The 26,873-nt window shown below is 52.5% G+C and carries 17 protein-coding genes and 4 pseudogenes; 14 read left to right on the top strand and 7 right to left on the bottom strand.

All coding sequences use genetic code 11. The annotated features are described in order from the left end of the window. Positions 1 to 57: 57 nt before the first annotated feature. Positions 58 to 657 carry a cupin domain-containing protein gene (locus DO97_RS06865; RefSeq protein ID WP_036532011.1) on the top strand — a complete coding sequence of 200 codons (600 nt, stop codon included), beginning with the start codon at positions 58 to 60 and terminating at the stop codon, positions 655 to 657. A gap of 12 nt (positions 658 to 669) precedes the next feature. On the opposite strand, the pseudogene DO97_RS06860 reads toward DO97_RS06865, so the two are convergent. Next, positions 670 to 1,463 (bottom strand): annotated as a pseudogene (locus DO97_RS06860) (glutathione S-transferase family protein). A gap of 69 nt (positions 1,464 to 1,532) precedes the next feature. Then, positions 1,533 to 2,972 carry a sugar transferase gene (locus DO97_RS06855; RefSeq protein WP_036532010.1) on the bottom strand — a complete coding sequence of 480 codons (1,440 nt, stop codon included), beginning with the start codon at positions 2,970 to 2,972 and terminating at the stop codon, positions 1,533 to 1,535. Between the two features lie 334 nt (positions 2,973 to 3,306). Here DO97_RS06855 and DO97_RS06850 point away from each other — a divergent pair, with 334 nt between their 5' ends. Beyond that, positions 3,307 to 3,858, top strand: a complete 552-nt coding sequence (locus tag DO97_RS06850) for a hypothetical protein (protein ID WP_036532009.1) — start codon at positions 3,307 to 3,309, stop codon at positions 3,856 to 3,858. Here the strand turns inward: DO97_RS06850 and DO97_RS06845 are convergent. Continuing rightward, positions 3,848 to 4,279 (bottom strand): universal stress protein, encoded by a 432-nt coding sequence (locus DO97_RS06845; RefSeq protein WP_036532007.1) that lies wholly within the window; start codon positions 4,277 to 4,279, stop codon positions 3,848 to 3,850. The genes DO97_RS06850 and DO97_RS06845 overlap by 11 nt on opposite strands. A gap of 48 nt (positions 4,280 to 4,327) precedes the next feature. After that, a pseudogene (hisD, locus tag DO97_RS30145) lies at positions 4,328 to 5,627 on the bottom strand (histidinol dehydrogenase). A gap of 201 nt (positions 5,628 to 5,828) precedes the next feature. On the opposite strand from hisD, the gene rpsT reads away from it, so the two are divergent. The 5 genes and pseudogenes from rpsT to DO97_RS27475 all read left to right on the top strand — a co-directional run bounded on the left by rpsT (position 5,829) and on the right by DO97_RS27475 (position 16,561). Beyond that, entirely contained in the window at positions 5,829 to 6,128 is a 300-nt protein-coding gene (rpsT, locus tag DO97_RS22050; RefSeq protein ID WP_072016386.1) for a 30S ribosomal protein S20, read from the top strand. A 57-nt stretch (positions 6,129 to 6,185) separates the two neighbouring features. After that, positions 6,186 to 7,025, top strand: a complete 840-nt coding sequence (locus tag DO97_RS06830; protein WP_052128474.1) for a TatD family hydrolase — start codon at positions 6,186 to 6,188, stop codon at positions 7,023 to 7,025. Positions 7,026 to 7,222: 197 nt separating this feature from the next. After that, a complete protein-coding gene (rpoB, locus tag DO97_RS06825) occupies positions 7,223 to 10,519 on the top strand; it encodes a DNA-directed RNA polymerase subunit beta (protein WP_036532003.1) in 3,297 nt (1,098 codons plus the stop codon). Positions 10,520 to 10,643: 124 nt separating this feature from the next. Beyond that, positions 10,644 to 12,536 (top strand): DNA-directed RNA polymerase subunit gamma, encoded by a 1,893-nt coding sequence (locus DO97_RS27480; protein WP_036532001.1) that lies wholly within the window; start codon positions 10,644 to 10,646, stop codon positions 12,534 to 12,536. Between the two features lie 67 nt (positions 12,537 to 12,603). Further along, positions 12,604 to 16,561 (top strand): annotated as a pseudogene (locus DO97_RS27475) (DNA-directed RNA polymerase subunit beta'). Positions 16,562 to 16,784: 223 nt separating this feature from the next. On the opposite strand, the gene DO97_RS06810 reads toward DO97_RS27475, so the two are convergent. The 3 genes from DO97_RS06810 to DO97_RS06800 all read right to left on the bottom strand — a co-directional run bounded on the left by DO97_RS06810 (position 16,785) and on the right by DO97_RS06800 (position 19,382). After that, positions 16,785 to 17,549, bottom strand: a complete 765-nt coding sequence (locus DO97_RS06810; protein WP_036532000.1) for a response regulator transcription factor — start codon at positions 17,547 to 17,549, stop codon at positions 16,785 to 16,787. A gap of 124 nt (positions 17,550 to 17,673) precedes the next feature. Beyond that, the gene (locus tag DO97_RS06805) at positions 17,674 to 18,462 is read right to left on the bottom strand and encodes an RDD family protein (protein ID WP_036531998.1); all 789 of its coding nucleotides are present in this window, start codon (positions 18,460 to 18,462) and stop codon (positions 17,674 to 17,676) included. A gap of 50 nt (positions 18,463 to 18,512) precedes the next feature. Then, positions 18,513 to 19,382, bottom strand: coding sequence for a hypothetical protein (locus DO97_RS06800; protein WP_072016385.1), 870 nt, complete (start codon positions 19,380 to 19,382; stop codon positions 18,513 to 18,515). Positions 19,383 to 19,470: 88 nt separating this feature from the next. Between DO97_RS06800 and DO97_RS06795 the strand changes: the two are divergent. The 7 genes and pseudogenes from DO97_RS06795 to DO97_RS06770 all read left to right on the top strand — a co-directional run bounded on the left by DO97_RS06795 (position 19,471) and on the right by DO97_RS06770 (position 26,839). Beyond that, positions 19,471 to 20,443 (top strand): annotated as a pseudogene (locus tag DO97_RS06795) (stage II sporulation protein M). Positions 20,444 to 20,588: 145 nt separating this feature from the next. Continuing rightward, complete coding sequence (gene cobA, locus DO97_RS06790; RefSeq protein WP_036531997.1) at positions 20,589 to 21,347, top strand: uroporphyrinogen-III C-methyltransferase; 759 nt, start codon at positions 20,589 to 20,591, stop codon at positions 21,345 to 21,347. Between the two features lie 259 nt (positions 21,348 to 21,606). Further along, on the top strand, positions 21,607 to 21,768 hold the full coding sequence (locus DO97_RS30135; protein WP_081980658.1) for a helix-turn-helix domain-containing protein: 162 nt from the start codon (positions 21,607 to 21,609) through the stop codon (positions 21,766 to 21,768). Positions 21,769 to 21,801: 33 nt separating this feature from the next. Beyond that, positions 21,802 to 23,103, top strand: coding sequence for an RNA-guided endonuclease InsQ/TnpB family protein (locus tag DO97_RS06785; protein ID WP_052128472.1), 1,302 nt, complete (start codon positions 21,802 to 21,804; stop codon positions 23,101 to 23,103). Positions 23,104 to 23,352: 249 nt separating this feature from the next. After that, positions 23,353 to 23,691, top strand: coding sequence for a DUF4342 domain-containing protein (locus DO97_RS06780; protein WP_036531995.1), 339 nt, complete (start codon positions 23,353 to 23,355; stop codon positions 23,689 to 23,691). A gap of 329 nt (positions 23,692 to 24,020) precedes the next feature. Then, on the top strand, positions 24,021 to 25,553 hold the full coding sequence (locus DO97_RS06775; protein WP_036531993.1) for a phytoene desaturase family protein: 1,533 nt from the start codon (positions 24,021 to 24,023) through the stop codon (positions 25,551 to 25,553). A 26-nt stretch (positions 25,554 to 25,579) separates the two neighbouring features. Further along, positions 25,580 to 26,839, top strand: coding sequence for an FAD-dependent oxidoreductase (locus DO97_RS06770; RefSeq protein ID WP_036531992.1), 1,260 nt, complete (start codon positions 25,580 to 25,582; stop codon positions 26,837 to 26,839). The last annotated feature ends 34 nt before the right edge of the window (positions 26,840 to 26,873 follow it).

Raw genomic sequence — 26,873 nt, 5'->3', positions numbered from 1 at the left:
GTTAAGATGAAGCAACTAGCCACCATCACCCACCTAGCCCCCTGCCAATAGACTTCCATGGAAAACCGGGATGCCTTGAGTGAATTAGCCGCCCTCCACGCCCTCAACCTCCTCAATGACACGGAGGCAGGGGAGTTGGCGGTTGTGATGGCGACGGTTCCCGATCTGGCAACGGAATTAGCTGCCTACCAAAGGACGGTTGCAGCCCTGGCCTACAGTGCTCCCCCCATCCCCCTGGCACCTGATCTCAAGGGTCGCTTATGGCAGCGGATCGCCGCTGACTCGGTGGAGCAACCCACCTTCCTGGGAGATTTAATCCAGCAATCCACCCAGGTGCTCTGGGAACCGCATCCCTTCACCGGAGTGAGGATGGGCAAACTTTCGGAAAACTTACAGAAACGGGAGATCAGTGTATTTCTCCGGGCGATGCCGGGGGTGGTGTTTCCCCGCCATCGCCATGGCAGTGACGAAGAAATTGTTGTCCTGGAAGGGGATCTAGTACTGGATGGTGTTGTCTATTACCCCGGAGATCGCATCTCCTCCCAATCCGGCTCCATCCACCAACCCATCACCCAGGCAGGCTGTTTAGTCTTTGTCCGCACCTCCCTGGACAATGAATATTTCATGGTATCGTCTGCTGCCTCGCCCCCGTCTTGAACTTGTTACTGCTTAATCCACCGGAATTGCGGTGGGGCCAGAGTCACTGCTATCACCCAGGGGGCGGCGATATTGAGCATACAGGCGATCGCGCCAACTAAAAAAACGGCTCAAAGGTGCCGATATCCGCTAAACCGGGTACCCCCATCCCCCCGGATAGCCGGGGGCAAATCGAGATAGGGGCCCTCGGGAATTTTGAAATACAAACTCATGCCAGCAACGGCAAAATCAGCCAGGGTGGGATGATCCGCCACTAAGTAGCCATGCTCTTCCCCCAACAACAGATAACACAGGGCTTCGAGATCTTGTTCTAGGGCGGTGTGAGCGGCCTTGATCACCTCGGGCGTTAACCCTACCCCCGCCCCCAGAATTTTGAACACGTCACTGGGAACAGCACCAACCAGAGATTTCAGGGACTCTGGTAAGGCGGTGGGCAGCAGAGCGGTGCGAAAATCAGCATCCTGACTAATGGTATTCAACAGGGCAATGCGCCCATTGAGACCCAGGGACTGATCCGCCCAGGACTCGATCAGCCAACAGAGGCCCCGTTGTTTGGGGTTGGTCGGCAGAATCGGGCGATCGGGATAGTGATGCTCCAAATATTTTGCGATCGCCGTTGAGTCGGCAATGACTTGATTGCCATCCTTGAGAACGGGAACTTGGCGCTGTCCGGATAGCTTAAAGACATCCAGCTGTCCGAGACCAGGGGTAACGTCGATTTTGCGGTACTCCAATCCCTTGTAATCCAGGATCAGGCGCACCTTCTCGCAGTAGTGGGACAGTTCAAACTGATATAGCTCCAACATATTGCGGCTCCTGGGCGAGCATACAGGGTTCTTCCCCATGATATCGATCTGCGGCTGAACTCACGGGTTTTAGTAGGCACCTTGGCCAAACAGGATAATCTGCACCGTCTCTAATAAAATCTCTAAGTCCAGATTCAGCGACCAGTTGTCAATGTAGTACAGATCCAGGCGGGCGGCTTCATTAAAGTCCGCAATCTGCGATCGCCCCGAAATTTGCCAGAGTCCCGTAATCCCCGGCAATACCTGATGGCGAATATGGTGCCAGGGAGCAAACCGCTCCACATCCCGCAGGGGTAAAGGGCGTGGTCCCACCAAGCTCATTTGACCCAGAAGGACATTAAACAGCTGGGGCAGTTCATCAATGCTGGTGCGCCGTAAAAAATGCCCCACGGGGATAATCCGGGGATCATCCTTAATTTTGAACATAATCCCATCTTGGGTCTGGTTGCGCTTTTCCAGGGTGGTTTGCCACTCGGAGGCATTGGGAATCATGGTGCGAAACTTCCACATCTGGAAGACCTTGCCATGCAATCCCACCCGTTCTTGACAGAAAAACACCGCCCCTGGGGAAGAGAGTTTGATGGCGATCGCCACCCCGATCAACAAAGGCGACAGGAGTAGCAGTGCCACCAATGCCCCCAAAAAGTCGATCAATCGCTTCAAGCGATAGTCCCAGCCATTGAAGAACGGAGCTGTGATCCGCAGGGTGGGTACCCCCGCAAAAATCTCTGACAGCCCTCGGCGATAAAGCGTATCTAAGCTAGTAGGTACTAGGCGCAGTGTAATGTCAAAGCGGCGCAACTGCCAGTAGAAACTTGACGCCAATTCCATTTCTGGCAATTGCTCCGCCAGTACCTCTTCTGTCCCAGCCGCCAAAATTGCCTCAAGGGTGGCCGGGGTGTTCACCGTTGTCGCTAGGGCCGCTCCCACCACCTGATAGTGGGGATGGCGCTTTAAAGTTTTAGCCAGTCGTGTCAATCGCTCTGCGGGGGCAATTAAAAACACTTTCACCGCTGTCCCCATCAACTGTCGCAGCAGCAGGGTTGTCAGTAGCCGCATGCCAACGATCAGCACCACACTACTGACCCAGGCGGTAAAAAATAGCGATCGCGGAGGGTCTAACTTGGGGTCATAGAAGTACTGCAACACCAAGGCTAGTAAGTACATGAGACTCACCAATTGTCCGGTTCGAACGTAGCTTTTTCCTTGGGCAGGCAAACTATAAAAGCCATGCCAGGCTAGAACCACCAGTGTCATGGCTGTAAAAACCCAGAATAAACTGGGTAATCCTAGCCAATCCCACCACACCAACTGGGGGGGCAGAGGTAAATAGGGGCGGTTCAAGGTGGCGGCCAATTTCCAGGACAGCGCTAGGGCCAGCCCATCACTACTGAACAGCACCAACCCCCACAACCGAGAACGGTTGCAGAAGCCTGAAAACCTGAGTTGGAGGGGAGCACGCAGATCAGTCGGCACAGATTTACCGGGGTGGGTGCAAAGGGGGTTCATGGCCAGCCGCGCGGGGGGGTCTAGCCTCAGTCTTCCCCAAAACAGGCGGTAAGCTGGCGTACGGGATGAATCTTCATTGATACATCCTTGAATCCCAGCGTAACTTCTCTTGAACAGATGCCGATTGGCAATCGTGATGGGGTAGAAATGGACATTTTATCTACTTCCTTTGCCATGATGGTAGACGTATCAGCCAATCCAGTCCTATAGCCATCACCCAAAGCTTTGGGCAATGGTATGTCAGGCAGCCTCTCAGTATTGGCGTTTGAGAGGCTGGTTCTAAGCTACCTGACCAACGCTCTATCTCAACCTCAGGTCATTGCATGGAGGCCCTATGAATCTGCGTCGCATTGTCTCAAGTACGGTTGTCGGTCTAGCAGTTCCCCTTGTGGTGGGGGCAGTTCCCCCCCTCGCCCACGCGCAACCCCCTGACTCACTTACGCTTTCAGACCTCACCTGTACTCGGGTGGGCATCGGCGATTATTGGCACGTAGCACAGCCCATTTCCATTGGTCGTCAGTACTACGATACTGTCGCTTACATGGGCCGCTCCTTAGACTATGGATTGCGTCAGAGTGAAGTTGCTGAGGTCGTCTGTAACTTAAATTCCATTGGCAGTGCCCCGCCCTTAAAAACCTTGACCTTAACGGTTGGCCTCCAGGATGGAGATTTTCATGTCGATGAGGTCACCAGTATTCTGGTATCCATCTACCGAGATGGCAAAATTTACCAAACCAAACCTGTGATGAGTGGCAGACCCGTGCAATGGTTGGTGGATTTACAGAATGTTGAGAGTATTGCCGTCACCAGTCAGTGTGCCACACCCGCAGTCAATTCCCCCTATTGCCCCAACCTCTATATCCTGACGGACTCCCTCACCCGTTAAACACCACCCCAGGCTCACTTAATTTCACCACCAACACGGAGCAGGGGGCATCAGCCACCACTTGACTACTGACAGACCCCTGCAAAATCCGCTTCAATCCCGTGAGTCCCCGACTGCCAATGACAATCAACTCTGCCTTGTAGATATGCGCCAAACGAACAATTTCTTCTGCCGGATCACCCGCGACCATTTCTAACTGGCTGGGGCAGGACAGATCTGTCTGGTAAGTTTGCAATTGCTGCTCTAAATCTGGATCGTGAGGTCGATCAGCAACCAGTTCTCCCTCTGATGCTACGACTGGGATCACATGGCAGAGGATGATCTGGGTGTCTGGCTGGAGGTTTAATGTATCGAGGGACTGGAGGACGAGATCTGCTAACTCTGTGCCGCAATCAAGGGCCACCAGAATAATTTTGGGCACGAAAGATGCTCCTCGCTGTAACGGCTAGTGAGATTTCAGATTCAACTGTCAACTGCCTTCCGTTCGCAGCCGCACTGAATCGGCATGGGAGGGCAGACCCTCAGCTTGAGCCAAAACCTGAATGGCATGGGACACTTTCTGGAGGGCAGCGGGAGAATATTGAATCAAGCTGGAATATTTCAGGAAAGTCTCGACGCTCAGGGCTGAAGCATAGCGAGCTGCACCCGATGTGGGCAGGGTATGATTGGGACCCGCCAAATAATCTCCTACCGCCTCCGGTGTGGAGGTCCCCAGAAAAATTGCCCCAGCATGGCGAATCTTAGGCACGATCTCCCAAGGGTCAGTAACCTCCAGTTCTAGGTGCTCAGGAGCAAACTCATTGGCCAGTTCCGCTGCGGCATCAAGAGACTCAACGATCACAATCAGCCCATAATGGGCGATCGCCTTCTCGGTGAGTAAGCGCCGAGGGTGGTTAGTCAGTTGCCGTTCCACCTCGGCAACGACCTGGCGGGCGAGGGCAGTATCGGTAGTCAGGAGTATCGCCGCCGCCATGGCATCATGTTCCGCCTGAGCGAGGAGATCCGCCGCGACATGGGTGGGATTCGCTGTCCCATCAGCAATAATCAACACTTCCGATGGCCCAGCTAGGGAATCGATGCCCACGGTGCCATAGACCAACTTCTTGGCCAGCATCACATAAATATTTCCTGGCCCAGTAATCACATCCACTTTGGGGATGGTTTCAGTCCCGTAGGCGAGGGCGGCGATCGCCTGGGCACCTCCCACCCGATAAATCTCCTGCACCCCTGCTTCTTGAGCTGCCACCAGTACAGCGGGGTTAATATTTTTCTCGGAACCSGGGGGGGTTCACCATGACAATTCGGGGAACTCCAGCCACCTTCGCGGGAATGGCATTCATCAACACCGTACTGGGATAGGCTGCCAACCCGCCCGGTGTGTAAAGTCCTGCCCGATCCACAGGGGTGTAGCGCTTCCCTAGAACCACGCCATCCTCTCCAAAATGAACCCAGCTTTGGGGGACTCGCTGCCGATGAAAGGTCTCAATCTGCTGACAGGCGAACTGAATGGCATCCAGGAGATCTTTGGAAACCTGCTGGTAAGCAGCATCTAACTCTGACCCCGTCACCCGTAGCTCTTCAGGTTTCAGGCTTTGCCGATCAAATTCAGCTGTGTAGTGTAAGAGTGCCCGGTCTCCTTGACGTTTGACAGCCTGGAGGACTTCCCGAACCGTTGCCTCTTTATGCACAACCTGGTCGTCGTGGGTACGATTACAAATCCGTCGTAGCTCAGTTAATGCCTCAGCCCACTGAGTAATGATTCGCAGCATGGAGTTGGAATGCCAATCTCAGGAACTACCTCGTTGAGCATCGGTTGAGATTCAGGATCTTGACCTAGACTCTGGATCACCAATACTCACAACCTTAGCTTAACCCGGATTTTTTTGAATGGAGAGGCCACACAAGCGCAGCTATTGGTGCTACACTAATAGACCTCGTGTATTTTCAATCAATCATCTCCGGAACTGATTGTGGCTAATATCAAGTCTGCTGTTAAGCGCGTTAGCATTGCTGAGCGTAATCGTCTGCACAATAAAGCTTACAAGTCTGCTGTTAAGACCCTGATGAAGAAGTGTTTGGCTTCTGTTCAAACCTATGCAGCCAACCCCAACCCCGATCTGATGCAGGAAGTTCAGACAAGTCTGTCGGCTGCCTACAGCAAGATTGACAAGGCTGTGAAACGGGGAGTCTTGCATCCTAACAACGGCGCTCGTAAGAAATCTCTGCTCTCCCATGCCCTTAAGCGGCATACAGTGTCAATTGCATCCTGAACCAACCGGTTTGTTTCCTGAATTCATCCCTCTCCTCTACGGCAGTCTTCCACATCTATGCAGTTGATTGACACTCATGTCCACATCAACTTTGATGTGTTTCAATCTGATCTAGCGGTTGTCCGATCACGGTGGCAGGCAGCAGGGGTAGTCCACCTGGTACATTCCTGTGTCGAACCTTGGGAGTTTCCGGGTATTCAGGCAATTGCTAATGTTTACCCAGAGTTGTCATTTGCCGTTGGCTTGCATCCCCTGGATGCTGAGAAGTGGCAACCAGAAACTGCTACGGAAATTCTGAATTTCGCCCAGTCCGATTCTCGGGTTGTTGCCATTGGTGAAACGGGTTTAGACTTCTACAAGTCTGAAGCACAACAACAACAATACCAAGCCTTTGAGGCTCAACTGCGGGTGGCTCAGCAGCTAGACTTGCCGGTGATTGTCCACTGTCGGGATGCGGCTGCTCCCATGGCTGATTTTCTCCACAAGTTTACCAATCGTTATGGTCTCCCCTCTCTGCAGGGCGTTATGCACTGCTGGGGTGGCACCCCGGAGGAAACCCAGTGGTTTTTAGATTTGGGGTTTTATATCAGCTTCAGTGGCACTGTGACGTTTAAGAAGGCGCTTCAGATTCAAGCTTCAGCCCAAGTCGTCCCCAGCGATCGCCTGTTGATTGAAACCGATTGCCCCTTCTTAGCGCCCGTTCCCAAGCGGGGAGAGCCTCGGAATGAGCCAGCCTACGTTCGCTACGTTGCTGAGCAGCTGTCCCGGTTACGGGGCGTTCCGTTAACAGTGATTGCCCAACAGACAACCCAGAATGCCTGTCAGCTCTTTGGTCTCAAGCTCTCTGAACCAGAAGTGGGAGCTAGTGAAGTTCGTCAACCTGCTCCGGTGCCGTGATCGGTGGGGTGCTCCATCTCCGATCTATCTACGTCATAATTTAGAGGAAGAATGCCTGCGATCTTGAAACAACAGCGCCAGCTCCCATTCATTTGAAACCTGAATCTTTTCAGGGTTCTTTTTGGCGTCTATTGACTTATTGGCACAAGTATCATAATGTCTAAAATTTGCTTAGCGCGACCAGTTCGAGGAGACGCATGACTCAGAACTATACTGCACCTGCCTTCACCTTACCTGACCTGATTGAAATTCAACGAGAAAGCTTTCGCTGGTTCTTGGAAGAAGGATTGATTGAAGAACTCGATAGCTTCTCACCTATTACTGACTATACAGGTAAGTTGGAACTCCACTTCCTGGGGAAAGACTTCAAACTCAAGCGTCCCAAGTACGACGTTGATGAAGCCAAGCGTCGCGATGGCACCTATGCGGTACAAATGTACGTACCCACGCGCCTGATCAACAAAGAAACGGGGGAGATTAAAGAACAAGAAGTCTTTATTGGGGATTTGCCCCTGATGACGGATCGCGGTACCTTTATCATCAACGGTGCTGAGCGAGTCATTGTCAACCAGATAGTTCGTAGTCCTGGGGTCTACTATAAGTCAGAAATTGACAAGAATGGGCGACGGAGTTATAACGCCAATTTAATCCCTAACCGGGGGGCGTGGTTAAAATTTGAAACTGATAAGAACGATTTAGTTTGGGTGCGAATTGATAAGACCCGGAAGTTGTCAGCTCAGGTCTTGCTCAAGGCTCTAGGGTTGACTGACAATGAGATCTTTGACGGGCTGCGTCACCCAGAATATTTCCAGAAAACCATTGAGAAAGAAGGTCAATTCAGCGAAGAAGATGCGCTGATGGAGCTATACCGTAAACTGCGACCGGGGGAGCCCCCCACGGTTTCTGGCGGGCAGCAACTCTTAGATTCTCGCTTCTTTGATCCCAAGCGATATGACTTGGGCAAGGTGGGTCGCTACAAGATGAATAAGAAGCTGCGCTTGAATGTTCCAGAAACCATGCGGGTTTTGCAGTCTCAGGACATTCTGGCGGCGATCGATTATTTGATCAACTTAGAATTCGACATTGGCAGCATCGATGACATTGACCATTTAGGCAACCGACGGGTTCGTTCCGTAGGTGAGTTGTTGCAGAACCAGGTACGAGTGGGGCTCAATCGTCTAGAGCGGATTATCCGAGAGCGGATGACTGTCTCCGATGCGGATTCCTTAACCCCTGCCTCCTTGGTTAACCCCAAGCCCCTTGTTGCTGCGATTAAGGAATTTTTTGGTTCCAGTCAACTGTCTCAGTTTATGGATCAAACCAATCCCCTGGCCGAACTCACCCACAAACGCCGCTTGAGTGCCCTCGGTCCCGGAGGCCTGACCCGTGAGCGTGCTGGCTTTGCGGTTCGAGATATCCATCCCTCTCACTATGGACGCATTTGTCCCATTGAAACCCCAGAAGGCCCCAATGCAGGTTTAATTGGTTCCTTGGCAACCCATGCCCGTGTCAATGCCTACGGGTTTATTGAGACCCCCTTCTACCCGGTTGAGAATGGACGGGTACGCCGGGATCTCTCCCCGGTCTACATGACCGCCGATGAGGAAGATGATCTGCGGGTTGCCCCTGGGGACATCCCGATGGATAAAAATGGCTACATTCTGGGCGATACCGTGCCCGTGCGCTATCGGCAGGACTTCACCACCACCACTCCCACGGAAGTGGATTATGTTGCGGTGTCGCCAGTGCAAATTATTTCAGTGGCAACCTCGCTGATTCCCTTCTTGGAGCACGACGATGCCAACCGGGCGCTCATGGGTTCGAACATGCAACGGCAGGCAGTGCCCCTGCTCCGTCCAGAACGCCCCTTAGTGGGCACCGGCCTAGAAGCGCAAGCAGCTCGTGACTCTGGGATGGTTATTGTCAGCCGCACCGATGGTGAAGTTGTCTTCGTAGATGCCAACGCCATTCGCGTCCGGGAACCCCAGGGTCGGGAAATTGAATACCAGCTCCAGAAGTACCAGCGTTCCAACCAGGATACCTGCCTGAATCAACGTCCCTTAGTCTTTGTGGGCGATCGCGTCCTTGCGGGTCAGGTGCTAGCCGACGGCTCCGCTACAGAGGGAGGGGAACTGGCTTTGGGGCAGAACATCTTAGTAGCCTACATGCCTTGGGAGGGATACAACTACGAAGACGCAATTCTGATTAGCGAGAAACTGGTTCAACACGATACCTATACCTCCATCCACGTCGAGAAATATGAAATTGAAGCCCGGCAGACCAAGCTGGGGCCTGAAGAAATTACCCGAGAAATTCCCAATGTGGGGGAAGACTCCCTGCGGCAACTGGATGAAAACGGCATCATCCGCAAGGGAGCCTGGGTAGAAGCAGGGGATATTCTTGTTGGCAAAGTCACCCCCAAGGGCGAATCCGATCAACCCCCGGAAGAAAAGCTCTTACGAGCCATTTTTGGCGAAAAAGCCCGAGATGTCCGCGACAACTCCCTGAGAGTTCCCAATGGGGAGCGGGGGCGGGTCGTCGATGTCCGCTTGTTTACCCGGGAACAGGGAGATGAACTCCCCCCTGGAGCCAATATGGTGGTTCGGGTCTACGTAGCCCAGAAGCGGAAAATTCAGGTGGGCGATAAAATGGCAGGCCGCCATGGAAATAAAGGGATTATCTCTCGGATCCTCCCGATTGAGGATATGCCCTACCTTGAGGATGGCAGACCCGTTGATATTGTCTTGAATCCCTTGGGGGTTCCTTCCCGTATGAATGTGGGCCAGGTCTACGAGTGTCTGTTGGGTTGGGCCGCAGAAAACCTGGAAGTGCGCTTTAAGCTGACACCTTTTGATGAAATGCATGGTGTTGAGGCTTCTCGCAGCACCGTTCACGGCAAACTGTTGACTGCCCGAGAAGAAACGGGCAAGGACTGGATGTTTGATCCCAATAATCCGGGCAAAATTCAGGTATTTGATGGCCGGACGGGGGAACCCTTTGATCGTCCGGTGACGGTGGGCAAAGCCTATATGCTGAAACTGGTTCACTTGGTCGATGACAAGATCCATGCTCGTTCCACCGGTCCCTACTCCTTGGTTACCCAGCAACCCCTAGGTGGTAAGGCGCAGCAAGGGGGGCAGCGCTTTGGTGAAATGGAAGTCTGGGCGCTAGAAGCCTATGGCGCTGCCTATACCCTTCAGGAACTGCTGACCGTCAAGTCAGATGATATGCAAGGGCGTAATGAAGCGCTGAATGCCATTGTCAAAGGCAAGGCGATTCCTCGCCCCGGCACCCCTGAGTCTTTCAAGGTATTGATGCGAGAACTGCAATCTTTGTGCCTGGATGTAGCGGTTCATAAGCTGGAAACCAAGGAAGACGGCTCCAGTCGTGATTTAGAGGTAGATTTGATGGCGGATGTCAATAGTCGTCGGGCACCCTCCCGTCCTACCTACGAATCAATCTCCAGGGAAGAACTGGAAGAGGAAGATGCTTGATTGAGCCGGAATGCGTCTGGGACAAATTCGCCGTGGACGGAGCCAACAGGATATTAGAACTGAGCGCGCGATCTCTCAGTTCTCAGCCTTCAAGTCATGATTCATCAAGGGGAAGCTGCACGTGATGCCCAAGCAAGAACAGCGGTTTGACTATGTCAAGATTAGTCTGGCCTCTCCAGACCGCATCCGCCAGTGGGGAGAGCGCACTCTCCCTAATGGTCAATTGGTGGGAGAAGTCACCAAGCCAGAAACAATCAATTACCGAACCCTGAAGCCAGAAATGGACGGGTTATTTTGTGAGCGGATTTTTGGCCCCGCAAAGGATTGGGAGTGTCACTGTGGTAAGTATAAGCGGGTGCGCCATCGCGGGATTGTTTGTGAACGGTGTGGCGTCGAGGTCACAGAATCACGGGTACGCCGCCATCGCATGGGCTATATTAAACTGGCTGCTCCAGTGGCTCATGTCTGGTACCTGAAGGGGATTCCCAGCTACATCTCGATTTTGTTGGACATGCCTCTCCGGGATGTGGAGCAGATTGTCTATTTCAATGCCTATGTGGTTCTCAATGCTGGGAATGCAGACAATCTCACCTACAAGCAATTGCTGACCGAAGATCAGTGGATTGAGATTGAGGATCAACTTTACAGTGAAGAGTCCCAACTGGTGGGCGTGGAAGTTGGGATTGGTGCCGAAGCTTTGCAGCAACTACTCCAAGATATTCAACTAGAAGCCGAAGCAGAGCAGCTCCGAGAAGAAATTGCCGTCGCTAAAGGTCAGAAACGCGCCAAGCTGATTAAGCGCCTGCGAGTGATCGACAACTTTGTAGCCACGGGTGCCAAACCGGAATGGATGGTACTCACCTACATCCCGGTGATTCCGCCGGATCTGCGACCCATGGTGCAGTTGGATGGTGGGCGGTTTGCGACCTCTGATCTGAATGATCTGTATCGGCGAGTCATTAACCGCAATAACCGTCTGGCACGCCTCCAGGAAATTCTGGCTCCAGAAATTATTGTCCGCAACGAGAAGCGAATGCTTCAGGAGGCTGTGGACGCGCTAATCGATAATGGCCGCAGAGGTCGGACCGTCGTTGGAGCCAATAACCGACCGCTGAAATCCCTGTCAGATATCATTGAAGGCAAGCAGGGACGATTCCGCCAGAATCTTTTGGGTAAGCGGGTAGACTATTCGGGACGCTCTGTGATTGTGGTTGGCCCCAAGCTCAAAATGCACCAGTGCGGCCTGCCTCGAGAAATGGCCATTGAGCTATTTCAACCCTTTGTGATTCATCGGCTGATTCGTCAGGGCTTGGTCAATAACATTAAGGCCGCTAAAAAACTAATTCAGCGCGGGGATGCCAGCGTTTGGGACGTTTTAGAGGAAGTGATCGAGGGACACCCGGTCATGCTCAACCGAGCACCGACGCTGCATCGACTAGGGATTCAAGCCTTTGAACCCATTTTGGTGGAAGGGCGAGCCATTCAACTCCATCCCTTGGTTTGTCCAGCGTTCAACGCTGACTTTGATGGGGATCAAATGGCTGTGCATGTGCCGCTGTCTTTAGAAGCCCAGGCAGAGGCACGACTGTTGATGTTGGCTTCTAACAATATCCTACTGCCGGCAACGGGTCGTCCAGTGGTGACTCCCAGTCAGGACATGGTTTTGGGGTGTTACTACTTAACGGCGGACAACCCCGTTCAACCTGATGCAGCCATACGCTACTTTGGCGATCTTGAAGATGCGGTGATTGCCTATGAGCAGCACCAAGTGGCGCTTCATACCTATGTTTGGGTGAAATTTGACGGCCTAGTCGAGACAGAGGAACCCGAGGGGGCTCCCAAAATTGAGCAGGGGGTGGATGGGACGGTGACGAAGATCTTCCATGCAGAGAAAAGCCAAGTGCCCCTCCGGCGCGTTCGGGAAGATGCCGAGGGAAATCTGATTTCCCAATATATTCGTACCACTCCCGGACGCATTATCTACAACAAGACGGTTCACGAGGTTCTAGCAGACTAGATTCTGTTGGGCAGATAGAACACACAGTTCAGACTTAATCATTCAGACGGTAAAGGCGGGAAACGTCATGGCAGCGCAAGAACCAAAGAAGCAAATTTTTCGCAACCGGGTGATTAACAAGGGGCAACTGCGAAATCTGATTTCATGGTCATTTATCCACTATGGAACTGCGCGGACGGCGCAAGTGGCAGATGAACTCAAGGATTTAGGCTTTCGATTTGCCACCAAGGCCGGGGTTTCCATTAGTGTTGATGACCTCCAGGTACCGCCCAGTAAGCGCCGATTGTTAGAAGCGGCGGAGGAGACGATCCGGGAGACAGAAATTCGTTATACCCGTGGGGAGATTACGGAGGTCGAGCGGTTCCAAAAGGTCATTGATACCTGGAATAGCACCAACGAAGAACTCAAAGATGAAGTGGTTCGTAACTTCAAATCCAATGACCCGCTGAATTCGGTCTACATGATGGCGTTCTCAGGAGCCCGGGGAAATATTTCCCAAGTGCGGCAACTGGTGGGGATGCGCGGTCTGATGGCAAATCCCCAGGGGGAGATCATTGACCTGCCGATCAAGACCAATTTCCGAGAGGGGTTGACGGTTACGGAGTATATTATTTCGTCTTACGGGGCCCGGAAGGGTCTGGTGGATACGGCCTTGAGAACCGCTGACTCTGGCTATCTCACCCGGCGTCTGGTGGATGTCTCTCAGGATGTGATTATTCGTGAGATTGACTGTGGCACTCAACGAGGGGTACCCCTGCGGAGTATGACGGATGGAGATCGCGTCCTGATTCCGTTGAAGGATCGATTGTTAGGACGGGTGCTCGCAGCCGATGCTGTGCATCCCCAAACCGGTGAGGTTATTGCCAGCCGTAACCAGCCACTGTCGGATGAACTCGCCAAAGCAATTGGCAAAGCCGCGGTTGAAGAGGTGCTCTTGCGATCGCCCCTGACCTGTGAAGCCACCCGGTCGGTCTGCCAGCATTGCTACGGCTGGAGTTTGGCCCATGCCCACTTAGTTGACATTGGCGAAGCGGTGGGCATTATTGCTGCCCAGTCCATTGGGGAACCGGGTACCCAGCTGACCATGCGTACCTTCCATACCGGCGGGGTGTTTACGGGTGAAATGGCTCGCCAAACCAAGGCGAACTTTGATGGCATTGTCCGCTATCCCAAGAACTTGCGCGCCCGACCTTTTCGTACCCGCCACGGGGAAGATGCTCTCGTGATCGAAGCCAACACAGAGATTGTTCTGGAGTCTGGATCGACCAAAGAAACCATCCCCATTCCCCAGGGTTCAACCCTGTTGGTGACGCGGAATGGGCAAGCGGTGAAGAAAGACCACATCCTGGCCGAAGTGCCGATTACGGGACGAACCCGTAAAACCACTGAAAAAGCCCAGAAAGATGTGGCCTCCGACCTCGCAGGTGAGGTGCGGTTTGCCGACATTGTTCCCGAAGAAAAACGCGATCGCCAAGGGAATACCACCCGCAACGCCCAACGGGGTGGTTTGATTTGGGTCCTCGCCGGCGAGGTCTATAACTTACCACCGGGAGCCGAACCGATTGTCAAAAACGGCGATCGCATTGTGGCGGGTGGCGTCGTGGCTGAAACCAAACTGGTCACTGAAAATGGTGGGGTCGTGCGGCTGCCCCAAGAGAAAGATGGCAAAGGGGGGCGAGAGGTGGAAATCATTACCGCATCCGTCTTACTCGACACCGCCCGAGTCCGTGTTGAGAGTCAGCAAGGACGCGATCACTACTTGATTGAAACCAATGCCAATCAATCGTTCTCCCTGAAGGCAACCCCCGGCACCAAAGTACAAAACGGTCAGGTGGTGGCGGAACTGATTGATAACCGCTATCACACCCAAACTGGGGGCATTCTTAAGTACTCTGGGGTAGAAGTTGCCAAAAAAGGCAAGGCAAAGCAGGGCTATGAAGTGGTTCAGGGCGGAACCCTGCTCTGGATTCCTGAAGAAGCCCATGAGATCAACAAGGATATTTCCCTGTTGCTGGTGGAAGACGGTCAGTTTATTGAAGCAGGAACCGAAATTGTCAAGGATATCTTCTGTCAGAACAGTGGGGTAATCGAAGTCACTCAGAAAAATGACATTCTCCGTGAAATTGTCATTAAGCCAGGGGATCTGCACATGGTGGATAGTCCCGACCAACTGCTGGTGAAGCACGAAAGTATTGCCAGCCCTGGCCAGGAAGTGATGTCCGGATTGTCTGTGAATGATCTGCGGTATGTCGAGTATGTAGAAACCCCCGAAGGATCAGCAATTCTCCTCCGCCCGGTGACTGAGTTTCCGGTGCCCAACGAGCCATCGGTGCCCAGTCAAGAGTCCACCAGTGAAGTCGGACGTTCCATAAGTCTGCGGGCAGTGCAGCGGATTCCCTTCAAAGACGGCGATCGCGTCAAGTCGGTGGAAGGGCTGGAACTTCTCCGTACCCAACTGGTATTGGAGATTGGCAAGGATGCGCCCCAATTGGCGGCTGACATCGAACTCGTTCCTGACGAAACCGAGCCAGAGGTGATGCGCCTGCAACTGGTCATTCTGGAGTCCTTGGTCGTGCGACGAGATATTGCCGCTGATCCCACCCAGGGCAGTACCCATACCCGCCTTCTCGTTGAAGACGGCCATGAGATCAAGCCAGGAGCCGTTGTCGCCCGCACCGAAATTCAGTGTAAAGAGCCGGGAGAAGTTCAGGGGATTCGGGAAGGAGCTGAGGCGATTCGCCGGATTCTGGTGGTGCGAGATGCCGATAAGATGCAGATCGACACCCAAGATCAGACACCCAAGGTGAAGGTTGGCGATTTACTGGTCGCCAATAGCGAGATTGCCCCCGGGCATTCATACCGCAGAATCGGGACAGGTCCTCCACGTTGAGGGTTCTCTGATCACATTGCGCTTGGCTCGTCCCTACCGGGTGTCTCCGGGTGCGGTGCTGCACATCAATGATGGCGATCTGGTGCAGCGGGGTGACAATCTGGTGCTATTGGTATTTGAGCGCGCTAAGACTGGGGACATCATCCAGGGTCTTCCTCGGATTGAAGAGCTTCTAGAAGCCCGTAAGCCCAAGGAAGCCTGTGTCTTGGCCGAGCGACCGGGCACCGCTCAGGTTTTGTACGGTGAGGATGATGATTCCGTCGAGATCAAGATTCTGGAAGCCGATGGGGTGATTACCGACTATCCCCTCGGCCCTGGACAGAACCTGATCGTCAGTGATGGTCAGGTGGTCGAAGCTGCCGAGCCCCTCACCGATGGCCCTGCCAATCCTCACGAAATCCTGGAAGTTTTCTTTAAGCTCAACCGAGAAACCCTGGGTATCCATGATGCAGCCCTGATCAGCTTGCAAAAGGTGCAGTCCTTTCTAGTGAATGAGGTGCAGTCAGTGTATCAGTCCCAAGGGATTGATATCTCGGACAAGCATATTGAAGTCGTGGTGCGGCAGATGACCTCTAAAGCCCGGCTAGACGATGGGGGGGATACCACCATGCTGCCCGGAGAACTGGTGGAACTCTACCAGATTGAACAAGTCAACGAGGCCATGTCGATTACTGGGGGGGCTCCTGCAGAGTACACACCAGTGCTCTTAGGGATTACGAAAGCCTCGCTCAATACCGATAGCTTTATTTCCGCTGCCAGCTTCCAGGAAACCACCCGGGTGCTGACGGAAGCTGCGATTGAAGGCAAATCAGATTGGCTGCGAGGTCTAAAGGAAAACGTCATTATTGGACGACTGATTCCGGCAGGAACTGGATTCAATGCCTATGAAGAACCCAGTAGTCCCGACATTGATCTCACCTATGACAGTGCAATTTATGACGAGGATGTCGATCTCAAAGACGTGGTGTTAGACGATCGCACCGCTCGCACCTACAGTCTGGAAAATGGGTTTGAAGACCGTGCCACCTATGGCTATGGGGTTCGGGGCACGGAAGATGAAGTTGTCTCTCCCTTCGTTCTTGAAGATGAAGAGGAATTCATTGATGATGGCGTTGATGACAACGACGACGATTAGCCCGTCCCTGGGAACGTTTAACGTCCGATCGACGAATGCATGGTGAGTCTAATGGATGGAGCTAGTTAGTCGGGGCTGCAACGCCTCGGGTAGCTGGCTCCATTCTTTATAGCGCTAGTCAGGCAGATGAGGACTGGATCAGACTGTCAAACGTCGATTCTAAGAGGCTCCCTAACACGCCATCGCCACAAATCTTGTGCTCTGGCTATTGTTAATCGTCACTTCAACTGGCGAGGTGATACTTCATGGCAAAGTGAACCAGCTCAGTGCGATTGCTGGTGGCCGTTTTCCGCAGGAGACCACTGACATGTTTCTCAACGGTGCGGGGACTCAGGTGCAGGCGATCGCCAATTTGTACATTCGATAGCCCATCGACAATCAGGGCCAACACCTCCTGTTCCCGATCCGTAAAATGCAGGGCAAAGGGCAAGGTCGTCGTGAGGGATTGCACCACCCCATGAGGGTCTGACAACCGTTCGGCGGAGGCTGAGGGGAGTTGCTCTCCCCAATAGCTACCCACATTGGTGGTGAAGGGTGGTAGATCTTTGGGAGCCAGAGAAGCAGGGGATGGGGGCACCGCATCTTTGTAGGTGTATTGCCATGCCGTTTGAATCATCTGGGATCGATCCAACAGATTGCGAACCACCGCTCCTAATTCTTGCAGTTCAAAGGGTTTGGGGAGATAGACATCACACCCGACCTGATACCCTCGAACCCGATCCAGAGTGTTGTTACGCTCTGTCAGAAAAATTACGGGTAGGAGCCGAAATGCTGGATCTTGGCGGACATGTCGCACCAACTCATAGCCATCCATTAACGGCATGGTGATGTCCGTAATAATCAGATGGGGCTGAAATTTGGTCACCAGTGCCAGTGCTTCCTGTCCATTCTGGGCCAGGATCGCAGTAAAACCAGATGCTTCTAGAAAATCACTAATACACAAACGAATTCCCAGATCATCATCGGCGACCAAGATTACCAAGGGCATGGTAGTTCAAGATTAGGGTTACTTATTTATAGAATAAGTTAAATCTATTAAAATCATGAACTTATTTTTGGATCGGGTCAGAAAGCCTTACAATTTTCTGCCTCATTTTTTACCGATGGAGCCTTCATCGCGGCGTGGATTGCTGGTAGGCCAGATAGATTGCTTCCAGAAACAGATCGGCGGTCACACCGGGGGGCACCTGTTCTAGGGCAATCAGAGTCTTGATGTGTCTGGCAAGTTGGAGGCTAATCTGTTCTCGCGGTTTTTTCGCCAGACTTTGGCGACGTTGCAAATAATTCCTTACCTGGGCAAAGTCCTCGGGTTGGAGCTGGTTGACTTGGGCAATTTCTTGGAGTTGACGGGCCAGGGGCGGAGCGGCAGCGGTCAAAACGAAGTCTTTGGGGTTGAGGGGTGCTGCTTCTTGGATGACCAGGGTGCCCGCGACCCAATCGCCGAGGCGTTTTTCCCGATGGCCGAAGATGATCAAGAAGGCTCCCAAGAAGAGTAAGTCGTCCATGGGACGAAGCAGTGCCCGTAGGGTTGCCTGGGGTAATCGCATCGGTCGGCCATCATCGCGAATCACACGCAACCGAGCAACTCGTTTTCCTGGGGTTTGCCCTTGCCACAGGGTTTCAAAGATTACAAAATAGCCAACATAGACTGTGAACAAGATCAGCAGGGCGATCGCCAGTGCCCAGAGTCCTAGCTCACCACTGTCAAGATTTTGGCTGGACAGGAGATCAACAAATTGGCTGACTAAAAACCCCCACAGCAACAGAAACACCGTCAAGGCGATCGCCAGGATGGTGTAGTCCAGTCCCAGGGCTAAGGCGCGATTGCCAATGCCAGCCAGTACCAGCTCTAGTTCAACACTTTCAGGGGTTTGCAGGGTAATGTGGTTGAGAAGATGCATAGATATTGATCTCGATGTCAATCATTGATTGGGGCAGCAACTGTGGCGGATTATTCCTGGGGTCGAGGCGAACTCTCGGGGGGAGGGGGAAGCTCCAGACCTAACCCCTCCCGGCGACACCGCAGGTCATAGTAGAGGGCCGCTTTCAACGATTGCCAAAAGGGAAGAACTAGGGCACTGCCCAACACCCCGATGATATAAGAGGCTAGAAACGATAACACTACAACCATGCCTGATTCTCCTCTGGCGATGACGGCGGGGCCGTACTGCACCAGGGTGGCAATTATCTGTACGATCATCTGTAAGGGGAGGGTAATCAGCGCTGCCACCCCAATAATCCCCATAACCCGCCAGACCGAACTCTGGGTTAATTCCCAACTACGACGAATGGTTTTGACAGCATCCGTTTCGGCCTCAATGGCCAGGGGAATTTCCGCCAACATCACCCGCGATCCAATCCACATCAAGCCTAGAATCAACACCATAGCGGCGACGAACCCCAAGAGGACAAAGCTGACAATCAACGCCAAGTTAGGGCCTACCGCCGCCGTGATCGCGGCTCCCATTAGCACCAACACCAAGACAGCCACCACAAAAATGCCCACCACCACCCCCAGGGCGATCGCCACCAAGACAGCACAGGCGAGAAAATCCCACATGCGTCGATTGATATACGTCCTAGCTGTACTGACAGTTTCGGGTTGGTTAATTAATTCCTGGAACCCTAACCGGGCAATCAGTGCCGAGAGGGCAAAAAACTTGGCCCAACCGTAAATCGGCACCAGAAACCACAGGGAAGCCCGCAAGGAGAGCAAAAAGTATTGTTTCAGGTGAGAACGGTAGAGGCGTAGACCCACCGTTACCACATTACCGACACTTAAAGGCTGGAACGGACTATAGGAGCTAGGACGCAGTGACATAGGCACAGGAGTCGCAGAGGGGGGTCACAAAGTTTAGATGCTCTCTTAGGTTAGGCTAGGTCTCAGCTTCTGTAAAAGCTAGAGGATCATGAATCTGCAACGATGGATCGGACGCCGGGAATCGGATTGGCAGCAATTGGATAAACTGCTGAAGCAAGCGGAGACCCGCAAGCTCCCGTCTCTAAAAGCTGGACAAATTCGCCAGCTTGCGAGCCTGTATCGCTCGGTTTCAGCTGATTTGGCTCGCGCCCGCACCCAAGCCCTGGGAGAGGTGCTAATCCGCGATTTGCAAAACCTCACCAGTCGTGCCTACAGTCAAATTTACCAGGGCTCTCGGCGGCAAGAGTGGCAAGCGGTGCAAGCGTTTTATTGTTGGGGACTCCCGGCGATGGTTCAACAGACCTTTGCCTACACCGCGCTGGCAACGACCATTTTTGCCTTGGCCGCCCTCGTATCTTGGTGGCATAGCTGGCAAGATCCTACCTTTCTAGCCCTGGTTGTGCCAGCGGATCTGATTAGCCAAGTTGAGGACAAGGGGGAACTCTGGACAGGCTCGATTGTGGGGGTGGAGCCGCTGGCTTCTAGCAACATTATGATCAACAACCTCAGCGTTGCCTTTCGCGTCATTGCCGGGGGCATCTCCGCTGGGATTTTTACCGTCCTGATTCTAGCCATCAATGGTTTATTGATTGGAGCGATCGCCACCCTGGTAGCTCAGAATCATCTAGCCTATCCCTTCTGGGCGTTTGTCCTGCCCCATGGGGCGTTGGAACTCCCCGCCATCTTTCTGGCAGGGGGAGCCGGACTGTTAATAGCCAGAGCGTTGCTGTTTCCAGGGATCTATCGTCGCGCTGATGCCCTGCGCTACTATGGTCAGCAGGCGGCCCAGCTTGTTTACGGGATCATTCCCTTGCTAGTCGTGGCGGGGATCATTGAGGGTTTCTTTTCCCCCGAGTCCCCTGATTCCAGAACCGATCAAGTACCTGGTAGGCATCAGTTTGTTAATCCTGTTGGGGTTGTATTGCAGTCGTCAATCGAGAATCCAGACTTCTGACTTCTGACTCCTATTTCCTGATTCCTGCTCGATCTAAAGCCTCCCACTGGACGCTCCATGGCCGAACGCCCCGATAGAATTGGGTTGGTAGTCAATCGTGGGGGAAACGGGATAGACTGACGTTTCCTGTCCCTCCCGCCCCTTCATCCTTCATGCAGCGTTTCGGTAAAGTCTATCTGGTTGGTGCTGGCCCCGGTGACCCTGGATTGCTCACCCTCAAAGGCAAGACTCTGCTGGAGTCCGCCGATGTGGTGATCTACGATGCCTTGGTGAGTCCCCCGATTCTGGCAATGGTGAATCCCCATGCAGTATTGATCGATGCCGGCAAGCGTCGAGGACGTCATTCCCGACTCCAGGATCAAACAACGCAACTGCTGATCGAATCTGCCCACACCGCTGCAATTGTTGTCCGGCTTAAGGGAGGTGACCCCTTTGTTTTTGGACGTGGTGGTGAGGAAATGGCCGAGCTGGTAGCCGCTGGCATTCCGGTAGAAGTGGTGCCGGGGGTCACGGCTGGCATTGCTGCCCCGGCCTATGCGGGGATTCCCCTCACCCATCGCCTCTATAGTTCCTCCGTTACCTTTGTCACCGGACATGAATCGGCGGGTAAATATCGTCCCCAGATCAATTGGGCGGCGATCGCCCAGGGATCGGAAACCATTGTGATCTACATGGGGCTTCACAACCTGGCGGTGATTGTGGCGCAACTCCAGGAGGCTGGCCTCGCAGCTGAAACCCCTGTGGCGCTAGTACGTTGGGGCACCCGACCAGAACAAACAGAACTGATTGGCACCTTAGGAACTATTGTCGCCCAGGTTGAAGAGCAGCAGTTCGAAGCTCCAGCGATCGCGGTGATTGGGGCGGTGGTGCAAATGCAAGAGATTCTGGCAGAGTGCCGTCCCACCATCTAAACCTCCGGGGTACTGCGACCATAGGCGACGGTCTTGGTCGTATGGGGGATAGGAGGTCAGTCGATGGGGTTCAATGCCCCGGAGACTGACAATCTCCTGATTAACTCACGCAGGACATCATTCTGCGTTCGCTCTGTAAGTTCACAGTATTTTTTTAACTGTTCCGCTTCTTTTTCAGAGACTCGAATTAAAACCTGTTTCACAGTGACACTTCCGTTTCTTAACTGCTATCATATTGATAGCACGATTGAAAGGTTCTATGCAGACCGCTTACCGCTTTAAGCTCATTCCAAATGTCAGACAGGAAGAAACAATGTTCTCCTGGTTGGGAATGCTGCGCGGCATGGTCAACTACAACCTTGCAGACCGAATTGATAGTTATAACCAAGGATTCATTCAAGGGGATTTCTGCTCTCTGTGATCCAAGGCTGAAGCGTGTCCGTTGACTTGCTCGGTGGTTTGGTCTGCCGCTAACGGTGAGCCGTGGAAAGAAGACAAATCGAGCTTGCGGAGTGGGAAGCAGGATAAGCCATTTAATCCACGACGCAGCGCCTACGAAATGCAATCCTCTGGGCTGGTCGCACTGAAGCAGGCTAGACCCTGGTATAAAACGGTCAGTGCTGATGTGTTGCAGCAAGCCTTGAGACACCTCGCTACTGCTTTCAATCGCTTCTTTCAAGGCAAGTCTGGATTCCCACAGACCAAGAGCCGTAATGATTTCAACTCGTTTGAGTTCAAGCCCAAAACCGTAAAGGTGAACGGGAATCACATCGTTTTCCCCACGTTGGGAGATATGCGATTCTTCAAGTCGAGAGACATCCCACAATCGTGGGAGATCCGCACCGTCACCGTAACCCGTGAAGTAAATGGGTGGTATGCCAGCCTGTTGCTGCGAGATGATTCTATTCCCGACTTGCCAAAGAAAACGATTGACGAATTGCAATCGGTGAACGGTGTTGACCGTGGCATCAAAAAGATTGCAGCAATGGCTGATGGAACGGTTGACCCAAATCCCAACATTGGTAAGCGGTTTCAGCGTCATCTTGAAATCCGGCAGCGTCGATTGTCCCGGAAGAAGAAAGGCTCCAAGAATCGCTTCAAAGCTCATCAGTGTGTTGCACGTTTGCATCAGAAGATTCGTCGTGTGCGCGATGATTTTCAGTGGAAGCTTGCACGTAAGATCGCGGCGAGTGCCGATGTGATTGGATTTGAAGACCTCAATATCAAAGGGATGAAGGCGCGGTGCAAGCCCAGGAAAGACCCTGAAACAGGCATGTTCATCCAGAATGGACAAGCGGCTAAGTCCGCACTGAATAAGGCAATTTCTGATGCTTCCTGGTACAATTTGCGCGTCAAAACTGAGCATCAGGCGAACAAACTTGGTCACTGGGTAATTGATGTTCCGGCGCACCACACCAGTCAGGAATGCTCGCAATGCCACTATGTCAGCCCCGGCAACCGGGATGGTGAAAAGTTTGTCTGTGAAAACTGCGGTCATCATGAAGATGCAGATGTGGATGCTGCGGTGGTGATTGCTCAACGCACGGCTCAAAAGCTTGGAATCGCTTCCCTACGGGTGGTCAGCCCGAAAGTTACGCCCAAACCTGAACTGACAGGTTGCAAGGAAATATCACCGACGTTGGTCGGTGAGCCTGGGAACCAAACCGGAAATCGAGAACGAGTTGCTGTCATTGTGCAGATGTCTTTGTTTGAGGACGTTTCTGGAGAATCCCCTTCTATACCGCTTTGCGGTTAGGAGGGGAGGATGTCAAAGCTCAGTCATCTACAACCCTGCCTGAATAACCTCTTGCCAGCGCTGTGCAGCGCTATAGTTTGTGGTAGGGGCTATCGTTGCTACTGTGGAGACATATGTCGTTTTTGCTATAGATCGATGACACCTGTAACAGAATAGGGGTGAGGTGGTTCCTTCAGGTCAGCGAGCTACAGGTTTGAGAAGGTATTGATTTCGAGTCCCTTGAAAACTGCAATCGTGGAGGGCTAGAACATGGACACATTTGATGAAAAATCCGAGGGAACGGGGGAAGCAACGTCACCAACCGTCGAACCCACCGCAACCCAGACCGAAGGCAAGGTCAATGTGGAAGAATTTACCATCAAGGGGGATGAACTTGTTGACAAAGTCAAGGAACTCCTCCACGAAGGGAATATTCGCCGTATTTTGTTGAAAAACGAAGAAGGGCGAATCCTGATTGAAATTCCAGTGACCATTGGAGTGGTCGGGGGTGTCATCAGTGCAGCGCTCTTTCCAGTTTTGGCAGCCGTGGGGGCGATTGGGGCGATGGTACTGCATTTGACGATCGCAATTGAAAAACGAGAGGACTAATCCCCCACTCCCTATCCCAGCGATTCTGGCGGTCAATCCCTCCGTTCACCCTATAGGTGATCGGGAGGACACAATTGTGGCTCCGTGGATGGTTTTGTTAACAAGAGAAATTTGAACAGCTATTCTTTGATCCACAGTCTGTTGGTTTTGCCCTGATGCACCCAGGGCATAATCAGGCTGAAAGTTTCATCCGACGAGACGTTTGTCCCTGAGGGGTTGGCAAGACCGGGGCGATGTTGAGAAACCACAGATTGATCCGATGGTGCGGAACCGGATGGGAGAAACCAGGGAAATGTTAACTGACGGGAAATATTAGCAGGAACCGTCCGATGAAACCCGATTATCTGATTGTAGGAAGTGGCCTGTCGGCTCTGGTGTTTGGGGCGTTGATGGCTAAATCTGGCAAAACTGTGCAAGTTCTGGAAGCCCATGAGTATCCAGGCGGTTTTGGCCACACGTTTACGATGGCGAAACACTATCGGTTTAATGCACAACTACATTACGTTTGGGATTGTGGTGAGGGACATACGGTTCATCGGGTGCTGAAGAAACTCGGTCTGGAGCAAGGGGTGACCTTCGAGCGCTATCACCCCGATGGATTTGACCACATGCGGATGCCGGGTTACTCCCTGGACATTCCCTCCAACCCAACGGAACTGATCCGGCGACTGTCTACACTTTTCCCCCAAGATGGCGATCGCCTGCGTCAATTTGTTGAGGAAGTGCAAAAAACCCGGCAAGGTTTAAAGTACTTGTCTCCCCCCGTGAATCCAACACAAGTCCTCAAACATTTGGGAGCAGTCTTCAGTGCGATCGGCTACCTCCACAGCACCCTGCAAGATGTCTTCGATCGTTTCAACCTGCCGCAGGCGGCACAAACTCTGTTGGCGTTGCAGTGGCCAGATTTTTTATTGCCACCGAATCAACTCTCGTTCTACGCCTGGGTGATCCTATTTACGGGCTATCAAGAAGGGGCATTCTACCCCACTCAACACTTTGAACATGTAATTCAGTCCTTAGTCAAAGTGATTGAAGAGCATCATGGCAAGGTTTTACTGAATCTTGAGGTCACGGATTTCATCGTTACCGACCGGGAGGTGTGTGGTGTCAAAGCCCGCGATCGCATAACCCATGAAACCTATGAATTTACCGCTGAAACCATCATCTGCAACCTCGATCCCAAGAAAGCAGCCGAGATGATTGGCCTGGAAAAATTCTCCCGCTCAGTTCGCCAGAAACTCAATTATCCATACTCCCCTTCCAACTTCATGGCCTACTGTGTGGTGCAGGATCTGGATCTGCGTAATTATGGATTTGGCAAATGGAATACTTTTCATACTGGGAATCCAGATTTAAATCAAGCCTTTGAGCAGATGTATGATCACCATGACTTTTCCAATCCCAGTTTTGCGATTACCACCCCAACTCTCTTAACCAATCACCAGCGGGACTGTCCCCCAGACTGTCAAATTGTCGAATTTTTGACCGTTGCTAACTACGAGTACTTCAAGCAATTACAAGCAACGGATGCCAAGGCCTATCGGCAGAAAAAATCAGAAATTCTAGACTCTATCCTGGATGTGGTGGAAAAACACTACGTTCCTGATTTCAGAAAACATCTCGTGTTTAAAATCACGGGTAGCCCCACCACCAACGAGCGATTTTGCTGGTGTCCCCAGGGCAATTCCTATGGTTCTAGTCTCACTCCCCGGAATATGGGACTGGGTCGGCTCAATCACCAGACTTCCCTGAAGCATTTCTATTTTTGTAATGCTTCCTCCGGCTATCCCGGATTCGCCGCTACATTTTGGACGGGGGCACTTTTATATCAACGATTGTCAGGAGATCCACTTCTAGGCTAAGACCAAATCCTGTCGGCGAGTCAGCTATGAAAATCGCAATTATTGGGGGTGGAGCCAGTGGTCTCGTGACAGCCTACTGGCTGGATCAACAGGGGCATCATGTGACTGTGATCGAGCAGCAGCCTGTTTTGGGTGGACATATTCGCACCCTCAACAAAAATGTGCAGCCCAATCACAGCAATTGTGAGCAGATTTTAGAAAATGGTGTGCTCGAATTTCCCGTTGTTTTTTACAACTTTCTGCATCTGATGCAAGAACTAGGGGTGGAATTAGAACCCGTTGATATTGGTTCTGCTCTATTTCTTCAGGATGGTCGTCACTTGCTTTCAGGCAAGATGATCCAAAAAAACTTTAGCGGCCTCCAGCGGTTGATTGAATATCTGCGACTGGATACACTCTATGCCCGTTCCGCTGGCTTCTGGATGAAAATGCGATTTACCAAAATGCAGGATTTTTATGATCAGGCTATGGAGGAGCATTTAAAACAACCCGGCCTGCGCAATTGTTGGCTGAAATTGCTGACCATGTACAGTTACTCGATGCCCTTTGAACTGATTGGCAATTTCCCAGCAGAACTGGCGATGCCGGCCCTACGAGAGTACATCTTTGTCAAGTGGGTGAGAATTAAAGGCGGGGTGTATTCCTATGTGGAAAAAATTCTGGCACGTTTTCGGGGTGAACTCTGGCTCAACACTGCGGTTGCAGCCATTAACAGAACCAGCGATGGGGTCAAGATCCGTCTAGCAGAGGGGGCGATGGTCAAAGACCGCTCTCCGAGCATCGCAACCTTCGATAAAGTGGTTTTTGCCACCCCACCGGATCAGGTGATGCACTTATTAGCTGATGCCACCGATGCCGAAACCCGGCGGTTTTCAGCCTGGCGAGCTAATCGGGTGCAAACGGTGTTACATACAGATACAGCGATGTACAACCGTTACGGCATCCAGCAAATGTCAGAGTTTGATTTCTTTCAGACAGCAAAGGGCTGGGGCTACAATGCTGCTCTCAACCAGCTGTGTGGCATCACTGCCTCCGGGAATTCCCCCCCTGAGAACTATAGTCTGGCCTTTAATCTGGAGAGCTTGATTTCCCCGGACAGGATCTTGCATATTCAGCAGCACCATACACCGCTCTTCACCGTCGAGGCGTTTAAATACCGAGATGAAGTGGTGAGTACCAATGGAGAAAACCATACATACCATGCGGGAGCTTACTTGAGCGATGGGCTGCATGAGGGAGCGGTCACCTCCGCCCTCCGGGTTGCTCAATTAATTGGCAAGGGGTAATTGCAACGGTGCCAGTCCTCAAGGGGGACGACCC

This window comes from Neosynechococcus sphagnicola sy1 (assembly GCF_000775285.1).
Classification (GTDB): Bacteria; Cyanobacteriota; Cyanobacteriia; order Neosynechococcales; family Neosynechococcaceae; genus Neosynechococcus; species Neosynechococcus sphagnicola.
This window is presented reverse-complemented; position numbering and strand designations above follow the sequence as displayed.

Coding starts and splice junctions, on each gene's coding strand:
- DO97_RS06865 (WP_036532011.1), top strand. CDS start 58: ATGGAAAACCGGGATGCCTTGAGTGAATTAGCCGCCCTCCACGCCCTC.
- DO97_RS06855 (WP_036532010.1), bottom strand. CDS start 2,972: ATGAACCCCCTTTGCACCCACCCCGGTAAATCTGTGCCGACTGATCTG.
- DO97_RS06850 (WP_036532009.1), top strand. CDS start 3,307: ATGAATCTGCGTCGCATTGTCTCAAGTACGGTTGTCGGTCTAGCAGTT.
- DO97_RS06830 (WP_052128474.1), top strand. CDS start 6,186: ATGCAGTTGATTGACACTCATGTCCACATCAACTTTGATGTGTTTCAA.
- rpoB (WP_036532003.1), top strand. CDS start 7,223: ATGACTCAGAACTATACTGCACCTGCCTTCACCTTACCTGACCTGATT.
- DO97_RS27480 (WP_036532001.1), top strand. CDS start 10,644: ATGCCCAAGCAAGAACAGCGGTTTGACTATGTCAAGATTAGTCTGGCC.
- DO97_RS06810 (WP_036532000.1), bottom strand. CDS start 17,549: ATGCCCTTGGTAATCTTGGTCGCCGATGATGATCTGGGAATTCGTTTG.
- DO97_RS06805 (WP_036531998.1), bottom strand. CDS start 18,462: ATGCATCTTCTCAACCACATTACCCTGCAAACCCCTGAAAGTGTTGAA.
- DO97_RS06800 (WP_072016385.1), bottom strand. CDS start 19,382: ATGTCACTGCGTCCTAGCTCCTATAGTCCGTTCCAGCCTTTAAGTGTC.
- cobA (WP_036531997.1), top strand. CDS start 20,589: ATGCAGCGTTTCGGTAAAGTCTATCTGGTTGGTGCTGGCCCCGGTGAC.
- DO97_RS30135 (WP_081980658.1), top strand. CDS start 21,607: ATGCAGACCGCTTACCGCTTTAAGCTCATTCCAAATGTCAGACAGGAA.
- DO97_RS06780 (WP_036531995.1), top strand. CDS start 23,353: ATGGACACATTTGATGAAAAATCCGAGGGAACGGGGGAAGCAACGTCA.
- DO97_RS06775 (WP_036531993.1), top strand. CDS start 24,021: ATGAAACCCGATTATCTGATTGTAGGAAGTGGCCTGTCGGCTCTGGTG.
- DO97_RS06770 (WP_036531992.1), top strand. CDS start 25,580: ATGAAAATCGCAATTATTGGGGGTGGAGCCAGTGGTCTCGTGACAGCC.